Origin of the sequence: Ornithinimicrobium flavum, assembly GCF_004526345.1 — a bacterium.
GTDB classification, from domain to species: Bacteria; Actinomycetota; Actinomycetes; order Actinomycetales; family Dermatophilaceae; genus Ornithinicoccus; species Ornithinicoccus flavus.
The window spans coordinates 78,752-93,948 of the sequence record NZ_CP038213.1 but is presented as its reverse complement, the minus strand read 5'-3'; the positions used below and the strand labels follow the sequence as shown (position 1 = coordinate 93,948).

General features: G+C 73.2%; 13 protein-coding genes. 5 read left to right on the top strand and 8 right to left on the bottom strand.

The window, feature by feature from the left end:
• Positions 1 to 76: 76 nt before the first annotated feature.
• The 4 genes from E3Z34_RS00465 to E3Z34_RS00450 all read right to left on the bottom strand — a co-directional run bounded on the left by E3Z34_RS00465 (position 77) and on the right by E3Z34_RS00450 (position 4,814).
• On the bottom strand, positions 77 to 1,936 hold the full coding sequence (locus E3Z34_RS00465; protein ID WP_134772018.1) for a cell wall-binding repeat-containing protein: 1,860 nt from the start codon (positions 1,934 to 1,936) through the stop codon (positions 77 to 79).
• A gap of 301 nt (positions 1,937 to 2,237) precedes the next feature.
• The gene (locus E3Z34_RS00460) at positions 2,238 to 3,185 is read right to left on the bottom strand and encodes a 5-oxoprolinase subunit C family protein (RefSeq protein ID WP_134772017.1); all 948 of its coding nucleotides are present in this window, start codon (positions 3,183 to 3,185) and stop codon (positions 2,238 to 2,240) included.
• 28 nt (positions 3,186 to 3,213) lie between these two features.
• Complete coding sequence (locus E3Z34_RS00455) at positions 3,214 to 3,960, bottom strand: 5-oxoprolinase subunit B family protein (protein ID WP_134772016.1); 747 nt, start codon at positions 3,958 to 3,960, stop codon at positions 3,214 to 3,216.
• The gene (locus E3Z34_RS00450) at positions 3,957 to 4,814 is read right to left on the bottom strand and encodes a LamB/YcsF family protein (protein WP_134772015.1); all 858 of its coding nucleotides are present in this window, start codon (positions 4,812 to 4,814) and stop codon (positions 3,957 to 3,959) included. Before E3Z34_RS00450 ends, E3Z34_RS00455 begins: the two co-directional genes overlap by 4 nt.
• A gap of 292 nt (positions 4,815 to 5,106) precedes the next feature.
• Between E3Z34_RS00450 and E3Z34_RS00445 the strand changes: the two genes are divergently transcribed.
• The 4 genes from E3Z34_RS00445 to E3Z34_RS00430 all read left to right on the top strand — a co-directional run bounded on the left by E3Z34_RS00445 (position 5,107) and on the right by E3Z34_RS00430 (position 9,041).
• A complete protein-coding gene (locus E3Z34_RS00445) occupies positions 5,107 to 5,376 on the top strand; it encodes a hypothetical protein (protein ID WP_134772014.1) in 270 nt (89 codons plus the stop codon).
• 400 nt (positions 5,377 to 5,776) lie between these two features.
• On the top strand, positions 5,777 to 7,567 hold the full coding sequence (locus tag E3Z34_RS00440) for a carbon starvation CstA family protein (protein WP_134772013.1): 1,791 nt from the start codon (positions 5,777 to 5,779) through the stop codon (positions 7,565 to 7,567).
• Between the two features lie 69 nt (positions 7,568 to 7,636).
• Positions 7,637 to 7,912: a cory-CC-star protein gene (locus E3Z34_RS00435; RefSeq protein ID WP_134772012.1), complete on the top strand. Its 276-nt coding sequence runs from the start codon at positions 7,637 to 7,639 to the stop codon at positions 7,910 to 7,912.
• 46 nt (positions 7,913 to 7,958) lie between these two features.
• Entirely contained in the window at positions 7,959 to 9,041 is a 1,083-nt protein-coding gene (locus tag E3Z34_RS00430) for an ArsA family ATPase (protein WP_202976990.1), read from the top strand.
• Between the two features lie 102 nt (positions 9,042 to 9,143).
• On the opposite strand, the gene E3Z34_RS00425 is transcribed toward E3Z34_RS00430, so the two are convergent.
• On the bottom strand, positions 9,144 to 10,586 hold the full coding sequence (locus E3Z34_RS00425) for an LVIVD repeat-containing protein (RefSeq protein ID WP_238695273.1): 1,443 nt from the start codon (positions 10,584 to 10,586) through the stop codon (positions 9,144 to 9,146).
• A gap of 208 nt (positions 10,587 to 10,794) precedes the next feature.
• On the opposite strand from E3Z34_RS00425, the gene E3Z34_RS00420 reads away from it, so the two are divergent.
• Positions 10,795 to 11,550 (top strand): DUF305 domain-containing protein, encoded by a 756-nt coding sequence (locus E3Z34_RS00420; RefSeq protein ID WP_134772011.1) that lies wholly within the window; start codon positions 10,795 to 10,797, stop codon positions 11,548 to 11,550.
• Between the two features lie 183 nt (positions 11,551 to 11,733).
• Here E3Z34_RS00420 and E3Z34_RS00415 read toward each other — a convergent pair whose 3' ends face one another.
• The 3 genes from E3Z34_RS00415 to E3Z34_RS00405 all read right to left on the bottom strand — a co-directional run bounded on the left by E3Z34_RS00415 (position 11,734) and on the right by E3Z34_RS00405 (position 14,579).
• Positions 11,734 to 12,492 (bottom strand): cell wall-binding repeat-containing protein, encoded by a 759-nt coding sequence (locus E3Z34_RS00415; protein ID WP_134772010.1) that lies wholly within the window; start codon positions 12,490 to 12,492, stop codon positions 11,734 to 11,736.
• Positions 12,493 to 13,101: 609 nt separating this feature from the next.
• A complete protein-coding gene (locus E3Z34_RS00410) occupies positions 13,102 to 13,425 on the bottom strand; it encodes a hypothetical protein (RefSeq protein WP_158288552.1) in 324 nt (107 codons plus the stop codon).
• A gap of 95 nt (positions 13,426 to 13,520) precedes the next feature.
• The gene (locus E3Z34_RS00405; protein WP_134772008.1) at positions 13,521 to 14,579 is read right to left on the bottom strand and encodes a S8 family serine peptidase; all 1,059 of its coding nucleotides are present in this window, start codon (positions 14,577 to 14,579) and stop codon (positions 13,521 to 13,523) included.
• Positions 14,580 to 15,197: the final 618 nt, after the last annotated feature.

Below are 15,197 nucleotides of genomic sequence, written 5' to 3'. Positions count from 1 at the left end.
CCTGTGGACAAGTGTCACGAACCCGCGTCCGGTCTGTCAGGAACCCGCGTCCGCTCTGTCAGGAACCCGCGTCCGGTCAGTCGGTGAGGGTCTCGAGGAGCTGGTCCTCGGTGCGCTCCGGGGCGATGCCGTCGACGCCGGCGCCGTCGAGGACCCGGCCGAGGTCGGTGCCGTCGGGCAGGACGACGGGGTCGGAGGCGTCGGCGGGCTGGGAGCGGGGCACGACGTGGTCGCGGCGGTAGACGAGGTCGCCGGGCTGCATGTCCGGGACGAGCTCCTCGACGGTGACGAGGGTGTAGCCCATCGAGTGCAGGTCGCTGATGATGCCCGGCACCGCGTTGACCGAGTTGATGTGCAGGTCGTGCTGGAGCACGATCGAGCCCGACCGAGCGTAGGTGGCGACGTGGTTGCGGATGTAGGCGGAGCTGTAGCCCTTCCAGTCCTCGGGGTCCACGTCCCACAGGATGAGCGGGTAGCCCAGGGTGCGGGTGTTGGTGTTGTAGGACCCGTAGGGCGGGCGCAGCAGGTCGGTGCGCTGGAGGCGCCACGTGCCGAGCTCGGTCTCGACGCGCTCGGTCTGCTCCTTCTGCTGGGACCACGTGAGGGTCGGCAGCTCGGGGTGGCTCCACGTGTGGTTCTCGACCGCGTGGCCCTCGACGTGCGCGCGTCGGCTGTAGGCACCGTTGGCGTCGACCTGCTGCCCCACGACGAAGAAGGTGACGGGCACCCGGGCCCCCGCGAGCGTGTCGAGCAGGATCGGCGTCGGCCACGCCGGGCCGTCGTCGAAGGTCAGCGCGATGCACGCGGTCTGGGCGCAGTTCACCGCGGGCCGCGACGCGATCGAGACACCCACCAGCGTCGAGCCGCACAGCGCCGCCGGGCCACCGAGGGCGACCACGCGGCCGGGGTGCCGCTGCTCCAGGAAGGCGTCGGTCGTGCCCCGCACCCGCTCGCAGGTGCCGGGCGTGAGCAGCACCGGGCCGTCGGTGAGCATCCCGGAGGCGACCGCGTCGACGAAGTTGGAGCCGTCACCGCGGGCGAGGTAGACCCGCGTGGTGCGGGAGGGGTAGGCGTGGCGGGCGATGGCGACGGCGGTGCCGTAGCGGTCGCTGCCGGCCAGGCGCGCGGTCGGGCGTCCCTCCGCGGCGGCCTGCAGCGTGGCCTCCGGCACCGCGGCCGTGCCGCCCAGAGCGACGACGGCGGACGGGTCGAGCGCGTCGATGGCGGAGGCCGTGACCGCGGGGACGGAGGTGGCGGTCGACGACAGCAGCAGGGTCGGGCCGTCGCGCAGCGACCCGGCGGCCACGGCGTCCGGACCGATGGCACCGCGCGTGAGGTAGACCCGGGCGGCGCCGTCGGGGAACGCCCGCTGCGCGATCAGCGCGGCGGTCTCCTGCCGGTCGGCGCCCGCGAGGCGGCCGGTCGGTCGGCCCTGGGCGGCGTCCGCGAGGGCCTCGTCGCACACGGCGGCGGTGCCACCGATCGCGATCACGGCGTCGGGGTCGACCCGGTCGACCTCGGCCAGCACGACGCTCGGCACCGGCTGGCAGCCGCCCCTGGTCAGCAGCACCGGACCGTCCGACAGCGTGCCCGCGGTGAGCGCGTCGGCGAAGACGTCACCCCGCGCGAGGTAGACGACCTCGGCGGCGGAGGGATCGGCATACGTCCACTGCGAGATGGCCACCGCGGAGGCGTAGCGGTCGGCACCGCTCAGCCGGCTGGTCGGCGGCCCCACCACCGCGGTCGTGCCCTCCTCGGCGGCGACGACCGGGGCGACGGCGCCGAGCTCCACCCCTGCGGACGCTGCGCCCACCGACGCTGCCACGACCGGCGACGCGTCGACCCCCGCCCCCGGTGTCACGGCCGGTGCTCCCTGCGCGGTCAACGTCAGCGCGGCGAGCGCGGCCCCGGTGGCCCAGATGCGCCCTGCTCCCATACCTCGACGCTAGGCCTGCGCGACCCGCGACGCGTCACGCGGAGGGATGATTTCTTGACCAACTCCATACCCGACGCATACCCACCCTTGACCGACCGCGGTCTAGGCTCGGACCAGAGATCGTCGGACGGGGTGTTCTACCCCTTCACTCCCGAAGATGGTCCCGTTGCACGCCGGCTGGCCTCGCGCCCCGGGAGCCCCCCTGCAGCTCCCGGCGTAGCGCGACCGGCCTCGGTTGTCGACGTGCGGCGCCGAAGGGCGCGCCGGCTGTCACGGGTCCGGCGCGCCCTTCCTCATGCCCTCAGGCCCCCGGACCGGGTCGGAACCGCACCCGCTGCCCTGGCCTCGCCTGCGCCAGGCGGTCGACGTCGGCGTCGAGGACGACGGCCACCACCGGGTACCCACCCGTCACCGGATGATCGGCCCCGAAGACCACCGGCCGTCCGTCCGGGGGCACCTGCACCGCACCGCGCACCATCGGCTCGCTCGCGAGCTCGCGGTCCCGGTATGCCGCCGCCCGGGTGAGTCCCGTCCCCTCGAGGCGGGTGCCGACCCGGTCGGTGTGCTCGGAGACGGTCCAGGTCGTGTCCAGCAGGGCGGCGGGTGTGCCGTGGCGACCGTCGGCCCGGTCGCCCCGCGCGCCCGCCTCGACCCAGTCGGCCCGCGGACCGGCGCTGACCCGCAGGGTCAGGACGGAGTCCAGGTCGGGGACGGGCGGGGTCGGGGCGACGTCGACGTGCGGGTGGGACGGGGGTGGGTCGCCGACCGGCAGCAGGTCGCCCGGCGCGAGCGGCGGCGGGCCGAGACCGGCCAGCGTGTCGTGAGAGCGGGAGCCCAGCACCGAGGGCACCGCGACCCCGCCGCGGACGGCGAGATAGGTCCGCAGCCCCGCGGTCGGCACCCCGATGGACAGGACCTGGCCCGGGTGGAGGAGGAGGGGTGCCCCGAGCGCCACGGGCCGGTCGTCGACCGTGGCGGGCGCCGGGGCGCCGGCGAGGCAGATCGTCAAGGGGGTGGTCCGTGACCCGGACGTCTCCACCCGCACGACGAGCCCGCCGAGCAGCACTTCCAGCCCCGCGACCGAGGGGTCCTGGGCGAGGAGCCGGGCGGCGAGCGCGTGGGCGGCCCGGTCGGCGGCGCCGGCCCGGCCCACGCCGAGCGACGCGAGGCCCGGACGGCCCAGGTCCTGGACGAGGGCCTGGGTGCCGGTGGCCAGCACCCGCAGGAGGGACCGGCCGCGGTCGGTCATGGCGCACCCGGCGCGGAGGCGCGGTCCGTCATGTCGCCTCGAAGCGCACGCGTGCCCCCGGGGTGAGCAGCGCGGGCGGGTCGCGCTCGACGTCCCACAGCACGAGCTCGGTGCGGCCGAGGAGCTGCCAGCCCCCGGGCGAGGGGCGCGGGTAGATCCCCGACCACTCGCCGGCCAGGCCCACCGCCCCGGCGGGGACGGAGGTCCGCGGGCTGGGACGCCGTGGGACGTGCAGCCGGGGGTCGCCCCCGGCGAGGTAGGCGAACCCGGGTGCGAAGCCGATGAAGGCCACCGTCCACACCACGCCCGTGTGCGCGAGCACGACCTCGTCCTCCCCGAGGCCGGTCAGCCGGGCGACCTCCTCGAGGTCCGGGCCGTCGTAGCGGACCGGGACGACGATGACGTCGAGGTCTGCGCCCGCGGAGACCGAGGGCCCGGGCGGTTCATCGGGGTCGCCGGGGCCCGACGGCCCGATGGCGGGGTCGGGGCGCTCCGAGCCCGTCGGCCCGGACCGTGCGTCGGGGCCTGACCCACCGTGTCGCGCCGCATCGGGCTCCACCACATCAGCGACCTCCAGCACGGAGGCGACCGGCGCCAGGTCGGCCGGGTCCTCGGCGCGCACCATGACCGTGCGCGCGGCGGGCACGACCTCCAGCCTCCCCTCCGCCACGCCGGGCAGGCGGTGCAGCCGCTCCGTCACGCGGAGCACCTCCCGGGCGCCGGCCACCTCGACGAGCACCGCGTGCTCACCGAGACGCAGCAGCCGGAGGGTCATCCGGGGCCGCCTGCGACCGGCGGCGACGACTCGCGGGGCGCCGCGGCCGGTGAGGACCCACCCGGCTCCCCCGCGACGGGCGGAGGGGCGAAGGAGGCGAGCTCGATCCCCTCCCGCTCCAGCGCGGCCCGCACCTGCCGCGCCATACCGACCGCGCCCGGGGTGTCGCCGTGGACACAGATCGACTCCGCCCGCACCTCGACCTCGGTCCCGTCCACCGCGGTGACGACCCCCTCCACCGCCAGGCGCACCAGCCGCTCGGCCACCTCGTGCGGGTCCTCCAGGAGGGCGCCCGGCTCGCCACGCGGGACGAGCCGGCCGTCGGGCCGGTAACCGCGGTCGGCGAACGCCTCGGTCACCACCGGGATGCCCTCCCCCTGGGCCACCCGATGGGCCAGGGAGCCGGCCTGGTGCAGCAGCGGCATGGACCGGTCGCCGTGGGTCCGGCCCCAGTCGTGCATCGCGCGCACGAGGGCCCGCGCCTGGCGCTCGTGGTGCGCGACCGCGTGGTAGAGCGCGCCGTGCGGCTTCACGTAGGTCACCCGCGTTCCCATCACCCGGGCCAGCCCGTCCAGCGCGCCGAGCTGGTAGAGCACCTCCGCCTCCAGCTCCTCGGGGTCGACGTCGACGAACCGGCGCCCGAACCCCCCGAGGTCGCGGTACCCGACCTGGGCACCCACGGCCACCCCCCGCCGCGCGGCGTGCCCCACGGTGCGCAGCAGCGTGCCGGGGTCCCCGGCGTGGAAGCCGGTCGCGACGTTCGCGCTCGTCACCACGTCGAGCATCGCGGCGTCGTCGCCGAGCACCCAGGTGCCGAAGGACTCGCCGAGATCGGCGTTGAGGTCGATCCGCATACCTCCCAGCGTAGAGAGCCTCCCCGGCCCGCGGGACGGCTCGACCCACCAGGGGGCCGAGGCGCTTATGGGTCGGTGTCCTGACCGGGCGGGCGGAACGGCCGGCCGGGGCCGGACTGCCGGTGCGGGCGACTCAGCCTGACCGGCCTTCCAGAAGGGCCGGGCCTCGGGCCGGACTGGCGGCTCAGCCTGACCGGACAGGCGGAACGGCCGGCCGGGGCCGGACTGCCCGATGGGTGGGGCTGCGACGGCCCGGACTGCCGGATGGGCGGATCGGTGCCACGATCGGCCGATGACCACACCGGCCTTCCCCCCGCCCCCCGACCAGGACCCCGGGCGAGAGCCGCTGGACCCGTGGGCCGAGGACGAGGCGCAGCGGCAGGCTCAGCATCCTGAGGGGTGGACCTCCCAGAGCGGCGGTATGGGGCCCCTGCCCAGCCGCACCTGGAGCCGGGGCAACACCCGGGTCACGGTGGGCGGCTGCTGCCTCCCGCTCCCCATCGGGTGCCTGACCCTCGTCGCGGCCGGAGTCGCCGCGGTCGTGGTGCGCCGCACCCGGTAGGGCCCTGGATAGGCAAGGAGGATCGACATGGACAAGGCTCTCGACCTTGCCTATGACGATCTTCCTTGTCCATAGGGGAACGCGGGCGGGGCGGGGCGCGACGGGCGGCGGCGCGGCGCGCGGCGGCGCGGCGCGCGCTCACGGGGCGCGGCGCGGCGCGCGCTCACGGGGCGCGCGCGGCGCGCGCTCACGGGGCGCGGTGCGGCGCGCGCTCACGGGGCGCGGCGGGGCGCGACGGCGGGCGGTCGCGGGGCGGGCGCGGCGATACAGGGCACGCGGGGGCCGCATACATCACGAACGGGTAACTTTCTCGCCGAACGGGAACTTCCTGTGAGGCGGCAGGGAAGTGCGGGGCTAGCGTGACAATTCACACCCGTCTCATCCGTCACCGGGAGCCACCATGAACTCGCTCGTCCTCGCCCTCGTCGGCGTGGCGATGATCATCGCGGGGTACGCGCTCTACAGCAAGTTCCTCGCGGAGAAGATCTACGCCCTCGACGACTCCATCCCGACCCCGGCCCACCAGCTGCAGGACGGCGTCGACTACGTCCCCACGAACAAGTACGTCCTCTGGGGTCACCACTTCACCTCCGTCGCGGGCGCCGCGCCCATCGTGGGCCCGGCCATCGCCGTCATCTGGGGCTGGCTGCCCGCCTTCCTCTGGGTCACGATCGGCACCGTCTTCTTCGCCGGCATGCACGACATGGGTGCCCTGTGGGCCTCCATCCGCAACAAGGGCCAGTCGATCGGCGCCCTGTCGGGCCGCTACATCGGCGCCCGCGGCCGCAACCTCTTCCTGGTCGTCATCTTCCTGCTGCTGCTGATGGTCAACGCGGCCTTCTCGGTCGTCATCGCCAACCTGCTGGTCTCCACCCCGACCGCCGTCATCCCGACCTGGGGCGCGCTCCTGGTGGCGCTCCTCGTAGGCCAGGCGATCTACCGCTTCAACTGGAACCTGCCGCTCGTCTCGGTCGTGGGCGTGGTCGCGCTCTACACCCTCATCTGGATCGGCGACAACAACCCCATCGAGCTCCCGGACACCGTCCTGGGCCTGCCGGAGCGTTCCTTCTGGATCGTCATCCTGTTCATCTACGCCGGCATCGCCTCGATGCTGCCGGTCTGGATGCTGCTCCAGCCGCGTGACTACATCAACGGCCTGCAGCTGTTCATCGCCCTGGGCATCCTCTACGGCGCGGTCCTCATCGCCCGGCCCGAGGTCGTCGCCCCGATGTACAACTCCTCCCCGCCGGAGGGCACCCCGTCTCTGGTGCCGCTGCTCTTCGTCACGATCGCCTGCGGCGCCATCTCCGGCTTCCACGGCATGGTCAGCTCGGGGACCAGCTCCAAGCAGCTGGACAAGGAGAGCGACGCCCGCTTCGTCGGCTACTTCGGCGCGGTCGGCGAGGGCCTGCTGGCGCTCGGCTCGATCATCGCCACCACCGCCGGCTTCGCCTCGCTGGCGGAGTGGGAGGGCGTCTACCAGAAGTTCAACGACGGCGGCGTGGTCGCGTTCGTCAACGGTGGCGGCGCCATCGTCGAGGCCGGCATCGGCCTGCCGCAGTCGCTGTCGGCCACCATCATGGCGACGACCGCGATCCTCTTCGCGGCCACGACGATGGACACCGGCGTGCGCCTGCAGCGCTTCGTCGTCCAGGAGATCGGCGAGATCGCCGGGGTCTCCCTCAACAAGATCGTCGCGACGGTCGTCGCCGTCGGCATCGCGCTGGCCCTGACCTTCGGCGCCGGCGCAGACGGCTCGGGCGGTCTGCTCATCTGGCCGCTCTTCGGCACGACCAACCAGCTGATGGCCGCCCTCACGCTGTCGATCCTGGCGATCATGCTCCTGCGTCGCCGCCGCTCGCCGCTGCCCGCGCTCATCCCGCTGGCGTTCGTCGCCTTCATGACGATCTACGCGGCGTTCATCCAGCTCGGGACCTTCTGGGAGGCCAGGAACTGGCTGCTCCTCGTCCTGGACGTCATCATCATCGTGGCGGCCGTCTGGGTCATCGTGGAGGCGATCAACTCCATGCGCACCGCCCGGGACTACCCCGGGGACGACGACGCCGAGCTGCGTGAGCTCAGCGTCGCCGAGATCGCCATCGGGCTGGACAGCCCGGCGCCGCACGAGGACACCGACGCCGGCCACCACCACCAGCGCCACCGGGACGACCAGCCGCCGACGCGCGACTGACCGACCCGCCCTCCCGACCGGTCGCCGAGGCAGGCACCGGCCGGGAGGGGCACGGCATACCCTGGTCGTATGACCGACTCCCCGCAGCCCCGCAGCCGCCTGTCGAAGGTGGCGGCGGGGCTGCAGGAGTTCTACAGCGGTCCCTACCGCCGCACCTTCGCGCGCGCCCGCCAGGACGAGGACGACCTCTTCCTCGTCATCGTCATGGCCGAGGCGCTCGGGGTGCCCAACCCGGCGAGCTACTACACGGTCGAGCTGCTGCCGGTCGTCTACGAGCAGTTCCACGACTGGCACCGGCGCATGGGGATGGACCGCAGCCCGCTCGACCACTTCTCCTGCTGCTGAGCCCGGGCGCTCCCCGGACGCCCACCGCCGCACCGAAAGGACCCCCGTGACCCTGTCCGAGCTGGCCGCCACCCGCGAGGTGCTCTTCGTCGGGGGCAAGGGGGGCGTCGGCAAGACCGCCGTCGCCTCCGCCCTGGCGCTCGCCCAGGCTCGCGGCGGGCGGCGGGTGCTCCTCGTCTCGACCGACCCGGCGCACAACCTCGGCCACCTGTGGCAGCGCCGCATCGGCGACCGACCGGTCGAGCTGGCGCCGCTGCTGCGCGGCGTGGAGATCGACCCGGCCCGCACGACCGACGAGCACCTGGCCGCCGTGCGCACGACGATGCGCAAGCTCATGCCCGAGCACCTGCACAAGGAGATCGGCAAGCACCTCGACCTCGCCCGCGACGCCCCCGGCACCCACGAGGCCGCGGTGCTGGAGCGGGTCGCCGAGGTCGTGGAGGGGCGGGAGCGCGACGAGCTGGTCATCTTCGACACCGCCCCCAGCGGGCACACCTCCCGGCTCGTCGCCCTGCCCGAGCTGATGCAGGCGTGGACGGAGGGCCTGCTGCGCCGGCAGGACCGGTCGGCACGCTTCGGCGCCGCGCTGCGCGGGCTGGAGGGCGACCGCGGCGACGGACGGGCGGCGGGCATCATCGGGATCACGCCGAGGTATGGCGCGGAGCCGGGCTCGGCCGGTGGGCCGGGGTCCGGTGCCGGTGGGACGGGGGACCCCTCCTCCGGTGGACCGGTGGGCGGCCCCGACCGCCGCGCCCGGCGGGACGCGGAGATCCGGGCGATCCTGGACCGGCGGCAGGAGCGCTTCCGCGCGCTGCGCGAGGTGCTGCAGGACCCCGTGCGCTCGGCCTTCGTCATCGTGCTGGCGGCCGAGCGGCTTCCCGTCCTCGAGACGATCGAGCTGCACGAGCAGCTGGGCCGCTCGCGGATGAGCGTCGGGGCGCTCGTGGTCAACAAGCGCTCGCCCGGCGACGCCGGGGACCTGCTGGCCGCCCGCCGCGAGGTCGAGGACGGCTACCTCGGGCAGCTCGACCAGGCCCTGCCCGGCATCCCCCGGGTCGAGGTCCCCCTCCTGCCCGGCGAGGTGCTGGGCGAGGAGGGCCTGGCCAGGCTGGCGGCATACCTCGGCTGATCTCCCACGACGACGCACCGGCCGGCAGGGGCCCGGGTCCCGGGCCACGGCCCGGGGGGAGCTCCTGCCGACCGGTGCGTCGGTCGGCCTGTGGGCGATCGGCTAGTTGCCGTTGCCCACGTAGCGCGGCTGGGTCTGCGGGTTGAGGGTGTCCATCCGCACCTTGGCCGCAGGGTCGGTGCGCTCGTCGTCGATCGCGATCACGTCCAGCCCCCGGGTGATGTCCGAGGAGTAGATGTGGCCGTTGTAGTAGTACGCCGACCACGACCCGCCGAGCACCAGCTCGTCCTCGTCGATCGGGCCGCGCTCGAAGTGGGCGAACTCCTCAGGGGCCTGGCTGTCGGTGAAGTCCCACACGGAGACCCCGCCCTGGTACCACGCCTGCACCATCAGGTCCTTGCCCTTGACCGGGACGAGCGAGCCGTTGTGGGCCACGCAGTTCTCGGTGTCGGTCTGGGTCCGCGGGATCTTGTAGTAGCTCTGGTGGTCGAGCTGGCCGCGCGAGTTCATCGAGTAGATCGCGTTGGCGCCCTTGGTGTCCGGCACGGCCTCGACGCACGTCGCGGCACCCCCGCCACCGAGCTCGTCGGTGAAGACGACCTTGTCGGCCTTCTGGTTGAACGTGGCCGAGTGCCAGAACGCGAAGTTCTCGGTGTCCCGCACCCGCTCGATGACCTTGGGCTTCGTCGGGTGCGTGATGTCGAGGATGATCCCGTCACCCATGCACGCGCCGGCGGCCTTGTTGATGTTGGGGTAGGCCGTGATGTCGTGGCAGCCGGCGGTGGTCGACGAGCCGTTGCCGCCCGGGTTGCCGCCCTCGTCCTCGGCGAAGAGGTTCGGGGTGGCCACGATCGCGGCGGCGGCCGGGTCGGCCACCGGCACGTCGATGATCGAGATCTTGTCGTGCGGCGGCTGGCAGTTCGGGTAGTTGCTGCGCGGCCCGTAGCTGCTGACGTAGACGTAGATGTTCTTCTTGTTCTTGCTCGGCACCAGCGTGTGGGTGTGCGAGCCGCAGTCGGTGCGGACCGCCGCGACGTACTGCGGGTCGCTCACGTCGCTGATGTCGAAGATGCGCATCCCCTCCCACGCGTCCGGGTTGGCGGCGCTCGAGGAGGTGCTCGCGCAGGTGTCGTCGCTGCGCGCGGCGTCGACGGACAGGAAGAGCAGGTCACCCTCGACAGTGATGTCGCCCTGACCGCCCGGGCACAGGACCTGGGCCACGACGCTGGGGTTGGCCGGGTCGGAGATGTCGGCGACCCAGAAGCCGGCGTAGCTGCCGATGAAGGCCAGGTCGTCCTGGAAGGCCAGGTCGGAGCCGATCGCGTTGTCGAACGCGGCGGGGATCGGCAGGTTGGCCAGGTGGGTCATGTTGTCGCTCGTGGAGACGTCCTCGGAGGCGGTCGCGAGCTGTGCCGAGGTGGCCCGGAGGCTCTCCAGGGTGTCGTCGGGCGCCTCGGCGACGGCGGCGGGAGCCCGCCGCCAGGCCGGCGCCCACGGTGAGGGTGAGCGCACCGAGCACGCCGGTGAGGACACGCCCGGGACCACGTCGTCGTGGTGTAGAGGTCATGGTGGACCTTCCGTTCGGAGGGACTGGTCAACGGCGAAACTAACCCCGGGTCCAGCCCCGCGGCAGGGGTTCGGCGCATTCTTTGCCAAACTCTTGAGGTCTTGACCAAAGGCGCACGCATTCTTGACCGAATGCAGAGACTTCCCTTGCTGAATCTTGACCGTCCTCTGTGCTGAGGTGGGAGGTATGCCGTTCGCCGCCCCCCGGGTCGCCCTCGCCCCCGTCCTGCTCGTGCTCGGTCTGGCCATGTCGGGCTGCACCGCCGAGGACCCGGCGGCGAGCGCGATGGCGACCGTCACCCCCGACGGACCGGTCCTCCAGCCGGGTCGACCGGGGGAGGCCAACACGACCCACACCGGCCCGGTCGAGGTGCCCGCACCGCAGCACAACGACGCGGACGCCCGCTTCATGGCGGAGATGATCATCCACCACAGCCAGGCGATCGAGATGGTGGAGCGCTCGAGGGAGGGGTTGCAGGACGAGCAGGTCCGGTCACTGGCCGCCCGCATCGAGGCCGCCCAGGGTCCCGAGCTGCAGGCGATGGCCACCTGGCTCGTCCAGCACGACCGCCCGGTGCCGCAGGAGGCGGTCGACGCGGGGGTGGACGTCGCGAGGATGGGCGGCCAGGTGGCGCGGGCGGTCGACGGTGGCGCCGGCACCGCGGGGTCCGGGCACGCCGGACACGGGTCCGACCACGCCGACATGCCCGGTATGGCGTCCCCCGAGGAGCTCGAGGCCCTCGCCGCCGCCAGCGGCCGGGAGGCGGACCTGCTCTTCCTGGACCTCATGACCCGGCACCACGAGGGCGCCCTGGCGATGGCCGAGACGCACGGCGTCGAGGGGATCGACGTGCGGGCCGTGGAGATGTCGAGCGACGTGCACGTCGAGCAGAGCGTGGAGATCGACCGGATGGCCCAGATCCGCGAGCGGCTCACGGGCTGACGGCGGGCGGCGCCTCACGGGCTGACGCCGGCGGCGTCGCACCGGCTGACCCGGCGGCGCCGCAGACCGGCGGACCCGGGCGGCGCCGCAGACCGGGTGCAGCGGGAAGCCCCCCGGACCGAAGGGTCCGGGGGGCTTCCTGGTGGATCACCCGAGGGGCGGGTCACCCGTGGAGGTTCGACCTCACGGGTAGACGTGCCGCTCGAGGGTCTCCTGGACCTCCAGCGAGATGGCGCCGAACCCACCGACCAGGGTGATCGTCTGGGCGCGGATCGCGTCCAGGGCGGTCACCGTGGCCGAGGGCAGCGAGGCCGGGCGGGTCAGCAGGACCGGTCCGCCGTTCATCGCGGCGGCCGGAGCCGCGGCGAGCGCGTCGGGGAAGTCCATGCCGGTGGCCAGGAAGGCCTCGTTGGTCGGCGTCGGGAAGAACTCCTGCGCCACGTGGGAGGCGGTGCGGTAACGGTCCGCACCACCCAGGCGGACGACCTCGTCGGCGTACCAGCCGGCCTCCTGGGCGGCCTCGTCGGACACCGCCGCGTCGCCACCGATGACGTAGACCGTCGACGGCGCCAGCCGCTCCAGCTCGGCCATGGTCGCACCCGGCAGACCGTGCTGACGGGTCAGCAGGACCGGGGCGCCCTCGACGCCGGCGGCGGCCGCCGCGGACAGCGCGTCCGGGAAGTCCTGCCCGCTGGCGAGGAAGACCACGTCGCTGGCGGCCCACTCCTGGGCGATCGCCGCCGCCGTGCGGTAGCGGTCGCTGCCGGCGACCCGCTCGACCTCGTCGGCATACCCGCCCAGCTCGGCCATCACGGCCTCGCTGACGACACCGTTCCCGCCCAGGACGACGATCCGCTCGGGCTGCAGGTCCTGCAGCGCCAACCGGGTCGCACCCGGCAGGCTGCCCTCGCGGGTCAGCAGGACCGGACCCTCGTCCTCCACCGCGAGCGCGCCGCCGCGCGACGGCGTCCGGGAAGTCCAGGCCGTTGGCGACGAAGACCGTCCCCACACCGGGCTCGAAGCGCATGACCGCGAGCTCGGCGGCGGTGGCGTAGCGGTCGTGACCGGCGACGCGGTTGACGTCGGGGCCCTGACCCGGCCACATGATCGAGAAGCTCTGGCTGGAGTAGGACTCCACCCCGGGCTCACGGTCGTCGTTCCAGGCGCTGGCCTTGGTGACGTCGATCTCCATCACGTAGTCGCCGGCGGGCACGCGGTGACGAGCACCGGTGGCCTCGTCGACCACCATGCCGTCCCAGCTCCAGGCCGAGAAGCCGTTGCGGGTGGCGGTGCGGGCCAGATAGTCCACGGCCGCGACGGTGCCGAGGGACTCGCCCGCGGTGCCGTCCTCGTTCGCGGCGAAGACCTCCCAGCGCATGTGCCGGGCCTGGTGCTCGAAGTGGATCAGGAAGACCGGGTGGTCACCCCGACCCATCGTGTACTCGGCGTCCTCGTCGGCGAGGGCGTAGCTGCCGCCGGCGACGCAGTCGATGCCGTCCCAGACCTCGCACGCGGTGACGTGGGCCAGGGCGGGCAGCTCCAGACCGGTGGTCATGTCGGCCAGCACCTCGATGTCCTGCAGGTCGAAGGCCGAGCCCCCGTAGGCCACGCTGTAGACCGCACCGTCCTCCTCGGCGGGGCTTGCACGTAGCCGCCGAAGTTCGGGCTCATCTCCTCCTCGTCCGCCTCCGGAGAGGTGATGACGAGCGGGACGTCGACCGAGCCACCGGCCGGCACCGTGACCGTCTCGGGGTGGGTGACCTCAGCCGGCCAGAGGGTGTAGAACCAGTCGTTCGCGGTGCCCGAGGTGGACACGGCGGGCGTGTGGCTGAGCGTGAAGACCTGCGCGGCGTCGGTGCGGTTGGAGACCGTCACCGTGCTGGTGCTGGTCTCGCCGGCCAGCTGCTGGCCGAGCTGGACCAGACCGGGCTCGATCAGGACGTCGGCCAGGATCGAGTCGTCGATCTGGATCAGACGCCGCTGCCCTGCCGGTGCACGACCTCCAGGCCGACGGACGGGGCGATGTTCAGCGGGACCTGCTCCGAGCTGTTCTGCAGGCGCAGCTTGACGTCCTCGACGGACAGACCGGGCTCGGCCTCGAGCATGAGCGCCGCGGCGCCGGCGACGTGCGGGGACGCCATCGAGGTGCCGGAGAGGGTCGCGTAGGCACCGTTCTCCAGCGGGTAGGGAGCGTAGATCTGCCCACCGGGAGCGGACAGGTCCGGCTTGTACCAGAGGTCGGCCGTGGTCCCGAAGGAGCTGAAGGAGCTCATCAGGCCGCCCGTCGGGCTCGGCGAGGACAGCATCTCGTCGGTCCAGGTGATCTCGATCGGGTCCTGGTCGGGCCAGAGCGCGTCGTTCACCATCCGCTGGCCGTCGGCCTGCGGAACCATGATCACCGGGATCGTGACCGGAGGGTCGCCGGCCACGCTGGGGGTGAGCAGGCCCGCGGTGTTGTTGTAGATGATGACGCCCGCGGCACCGGCGGCCTGGCCGCGAGCGGCCTTGTCGTAGAAGGAGCAGCCACCGCGCTCGATGAGGACCCAGTTGCCCTCGATCGCGGCTGCCTGCTCCGGCGTGAAGGGGACGGGGATCGTGCCGTCAGCGTTGCAGGTCCGCGCTGCGTCGGAGCCCGGCTCGGCGACGGCCACCACCGTCGAGGTGCCCTCGGTGGGCGGGGCCGGGACAGAGGTGCCCGTGACGTAGGTGACCTCGTTGCCCTCGTGGTCCACGAAGTAGTTGGCCATGAAGAAGGTGTTGTCGACCGAGCCGACGCCGATCGTGTCCCGCCCGACGCCGGGGGCGCCGCCGGAGTAGAGCCCGTTGGCGCCGGAGTTGCCGATGGAGGCGGCGACGACGACGCCCTCGCGGGCGAGCGCGTCGGTGGCACGTGCGGTCGGGTACTCCGACCACGAGGAGAAGGCCGAGCCGATGGACAGGTTCACGACGTCCATACCGTCCTCGAGGGACTTCTCCATGGCGTGCAGCATGATCTCCGCGGTCGTCGAGCCCTCGCAGCGCGAAGACACGGTAGGCACCGATGATCGAGTCGGGGGCGACGCCGGTCACCTCGCCGTCGGCGGAGGAGATGCCGGCCACGTGGGTGCCGTGGCCCTGGCAGTCGTCCGGTCCTCGTCCGGCATGGGGATCGGCTGGTAGGCGTCCCCGTCCGCGGAGCTGGCGTTGAAGCTGTCGCCGACGAAGTCGTAGCCGAAGGCGACGCGCTCGGTCGGGAAGGTGTCGCCGTCGGGAACGCCCCCGCCACCGAAGTCGGGGTGGTCGTAGTCGACACCGGTGTCGATGATGCCGATCCTGATGCCCGCGCCGGTGATGCCGAGCTCGCTGTGCACGATGTCCGCACCGGTCATGCCCTTGGCGGTGCCCATCTGCGGGGCGTAGTCCTCGCCCTCGGGCCGGACGGGTGCGTCGATGACACCCATCGGGAAGATGGCCTCCACGACGTCGGAGCCGGCCAGGGTCGTCAGCGACCCCTCGTCGGTGGTGACGGCGAGACCGTTCCACAGGGTGGAGTACTCGCTCGTGACCTCGACGTCCACCCCGGCGGTCCGCGCGTCGGCCAGGAACTGGTCGCGCTGGGTCTCGATCCGCTCCGCGGAGCCACCGTCGGTGGTGGCGGGCGCGGCCAG